3 protein-coding genes and 1 tRNA gene are annotated in these 3,801 nt (G+C 27.7%); 2 read left to right on the plus strand and 2 right to left on the minus strand.

Annotated elements, in window-relative coordinates:
* The first annotated feature begins 433 nt into the window (after window positions 1–433).
* Window positions 434–1,201, plus strand: a complete 768-nt coding sequence (locus tag C661_RS22490; protein ID WP_017417237.1) for a hypothetical protein — start codon at window positions 434–436, stop codon at window positions 1,199–1,201.
* A gap of 227 nt (window positions 1,202–1,428) precedes the next feature.
* A complete protein-coding gene (locus C661_RS0120740; protein WP_017417238.1) occupies window positions 1,429–2,304 on the plus strand; it encodes a YitT family protein in 876 nt (291 codons plus the stop codon).
* Between the two features lie 138 nt (window positions 2,305–2,442).
* On the opposite strand, the gene C661_RS22495 is transcribed toward C661_RS0120740, so the two are convergent.
* Both C661_RS22495 and C661_RS0120750 read right to left on the minus strand, forming a co-directional pair.
* Window positions 2,443–3,582: a mechanosensitive ion channel family protein gene (locus C661_RS22495; protein WP_017417239.1), complete on the minus strand. Its 1,140-nt coding sequence runs from the start codon at window positions 3,580–3,582 to the stop codon at window positions 2,443–2,445.
* Between the two features lie 139 nt (window positions 3,583–3,721).
* A tRNA-Lys gene (locus tag C661_RS0120750) sits at window positions 3,722–3,797 on the minus strand.
* Between the last annotated feature and the right edge of the window lie 4 nt (window positions 3,798–3,801).

A 3,801-nucleotide genomic window follows, 5' to 3' on the forward strand; every position in this document is an offset into this window, starting at 1 on the left:
CGTTGTCACCATCTGGCGACTTTTATATCTTATCATCATTTAAAATCTTTGTCAATATTTTTATTAATTTATTTATTTTCTATATTAAAATCTAATAAACAAATTTTATTAATTTCGACAAAATATATACTATCATGATAAAACTCTTAAGTCAACATATTTTTAAAAATTAATTTTTATTTATATTAAACTGTCTACATATTATATAGTACTAAACCATCCATTGTAGCTGTATTTTAAAACTTAACTTAATAATCTCTGAAATTATATGTATATAATCACTGAATATTGGGAAATGCTAATTAACAATCATACTTATAAAATTAGTATGAAAATTGTGGTGAATTTTCTGCCATGAATATTATTAAATTTATTTGGCAAAATTAACTTTATACTTTAAATCAATAAAATAATTAGTATGGTGATATTATTTATGAGTAATAAAAACAATGGATTTAATGATTTTCAAAATTCAACTTTATATTTAATAATACTTACAATACTTTTGACTTATAACGTTACTTACATATTTAGTATGTCAAATAGTAATTTAACTATTGCAACATTTAGTAATAAGCTATCTTACAATAATTCTAAGCTAAATCTTTTATCATTATCTAATAAAAAGGAAAGCAAAAGTTCATTTACTGACCTCTCACTAGATGATGACAGATATTATAGTTACTACTTAAATACGTCTCAGAAAAAACAAACTAATTTATATAAAGCTAAGTCTGAGGCCCAAAATAAAAGCAGGACAGCGCATCTTCCTAATGAATTTAAGTACAACTCAATAGATGAAAACTCATTGAGAGAATACCTAAGTTTAAGAGGTTCATTATTAGGTGAGGAACCGTATTTTTCCTCTATAATAAGTACATCAAAGGATTTTAATCTCAACCCTTTGTTACTTTTTGCTATTGCAGGCCAAGAACAATCTTTTGTTCCAAAAGAAAGTAAGAATGCAGAAAAAATTGCTAATAATCCATATAATGTTTTTAATAGTTGGCAAAAATATAATACAGATATATCTGATGCTTCAAGAATAGTGTCAAGAACAGTTATTAACTTGTCTAAAGATAAGCCTACTAACATAGATTTATTTGTATGGATAAATAGAAAATATTCAGAGGATAAGGATTGGCATTATGGTGTTAGATCTATATATGAACAACTTAAAACTTACTCTACATTTTTCTAAACACAAGCTTATAAACTTATTTTTATTTAAATATAAAAGGTTCTAAAGACCTTTTATATTTTTTTTGCTATTAAGCAATACTATATGTAATTTAGTGCTTAAATCACAATTACTAGTAACTTAACTTTTATTTTTTCTCGAAGTTAAACGTGATTATGATATAGGTATAGAAATAGTGTTATAACTAATATATAATATATTTTTAATCAATTTTTTAGGAGGATCTTATGGATTTGTATTTAGGTATGAAAAAACAAGAACTTATAAAGTGTTGTATTATGATTGTTTTAGGCAGTGTTATATGTGCCATTGCTATAAACTTATTTATAATACCCTCAAATCTTCTTAGTGGTGGTGTTTCTGGTATTGCGCTAATAATTAAATACCTATCTGGGGTATCGGTAGGAGTTACTGTTCTTATTCTAAATATCCCATTATTCATTCTTAGTGTATTGAAGATAAATAAAAAATTTACTATCTTAACATTTCTAGGGCTAATCTCACTTTCCCTAGGTTTAATAGTAACCACTCCATTAAACACTCTCCTAGCTCCAGTAACAGATTCAAATAAACTTTTATATTGCATCTATGGAGGTGTGTTAAATGGTCTTGGTCTAGGAATTGTGTTCACTAATTATGGTTCTACTGGGGGCTTAGACATTATAAGTATGTATATGAAGAAAAAATACGATATAAACTTGGGGTCTATGTCCTTTGCAGTTAACTTTATTATTGTATCTATAGGTGCTATTCTATTTGAGTTTACAGTAGGACTCTATACCCTGGTATCAATCTACATTACTTCTATTTCAATGGAGAAAGTAATTAAAGGTTTTAATACACAAAGAATGCTACTTATAATTACTAAAAAACAAAAAGAAGTCAGTGAAGCAATAATGGATGAACTTCATAGAGGTATAACTGTTCTATATGGTGAAGGCGCATACTCTCATGAGAAAAAAAATGTTTTGTATTGTGTAGTGTCACTTTCTCAATTACCTAAAATTAAGCATATTATTAGGTCTATTGATGAAAATGCTTTTCTTTCCATTATTGACACATCTGAAGTACAAGGCAAAGGATTTACAAATCCTATTTCTTAAGCATATTAGTAAAGCGAGGTATAATTCATACCTCGCTTTACTAATATGTTTCATTGCTGTTAAACAACTTCCATAAAAACTTATTGGTCTTATGACAAAGCTTATTTGTTTATTTTACAATTCTGTGAAGATATATACCTAATTATCTATCTTAGATATGTTATTATTTATATTTGTGCTTACATCCTCCATATAAATACTCCTGCTTGGAAATGCAATCGATATACCTTCTTCCTGTAATATTTTCATAATATTACAGTTTATATCTTGTTTTATTTTCATAAACTCTTCAAATTGCACTGTATTTGTAAAAAACTGTACAAAAATATCTAAACTACTTTCATTAAATTTATCAAAACTAACATGAGCTGTATCCTTATTCACTCCATAATGGTCACACAACATTATATAAATTCGATCTACACACATCTGTATCTTCTCAATAGTGGTATTATATGTTATGCCTAAGTTCATGGTAACTCTTCTAGTGTCTCTTCTATTAAAGTTAAGTATTGGGTCATTTGCAAGCATTGAATTAGGAACGGTAATTAACACTTTTTCAAAGGTTCTTATCTTAGTGCTTCTAAAGGATATATCTTCTACAACACCCTCTAAATCTCTACACTTTATCCAGTCACCAATTGAAAATGGCTTATCAAAGATAATTACTACACCTGCAATTAAATTAGCTGCAAAGTCTTTAGCAGCTAAAGCAAAGGCTAATCCTCCAAGGCCTAACCCAGTAATGAAGGCTTTTATATCAAATCCCCAGATATCTGCTATCTGAATGACAGCAAAAGCTAATACTACTGCTTTTAAAACTTTAGATATTAGTGGATAAAATATTTTATCTATCCTTACATCATATGTTTCATTTACCTTTTCAAATAGTATAGAAGAATCCTTTGTTAGGTTCAACAACCCATTAACTATTAGCAAAACTATAGCTGTTGACAGTAAATTATTAATTAATAGTATGCTTATTGGCAATGCATTAGAGAGTGACCTTAAAAATATATATCCTCCTAACACTATAAAAAAGGATTTGAAAGAACCTTCAAATGCCATTATGACTTTGTGAGTTGCTCTAAAATTAAGTTTAGAGAACACCTTGTCTAATATTTTTATAATATACTTGGCAAATATATTTCTTAAGAATAATAACAATACAAATATTCCAGTTCCTATGGCAACATTTTTCCATATGTTATATGCATTACTACTCATAACTTCTTTGACTAATTCGTTAGAAAATATATCTAAACTTGCTAAATACACTATCCCATCTCCCTTCTATGTTAATATAGTATAATACATTTTATATTATTCGCCCCTTAATGAATTTATTTTAAGGTTTGGATTATTATTAATAATTTAATACTTTATAACAAAAAAGCACTTCAATATGAAGTGCTTTTGGTGGCTCACCGGGGGATCGAACCCCGGACACCATGATTAAAAGTCATGTGCTCTACCGACTGAGCTAGTGAACCATAT

The organism is Clostridium tunisiense TJ (assembly GCF_000300195.1).
In the GTDB taxonomy this organism is placed as follows: domain Bacteria; phylum Bacillota; class Clostridia; order Clostridiales; family Clostridiaceae; genus Clostridium_J; species Clostridium_J tunisiense.

What these genes read in the sequence shown, in the direction of transcription:
- C661_RS0120740 (WP_017417238.1), top strand. Translation starts at nt 1,429, where the DNA reads ATGGATTTGTATTTAGGTATGAAAAAACAAGAACTTATAAAGTGTTGT.
- C661_RS22490 (WP_017417237.1), top strand. Translation starts at nt 434, where the DNA reads ATGAGTAATAAAAACAATGGATTTAATGATTTTCAAAATTCAACTTTA.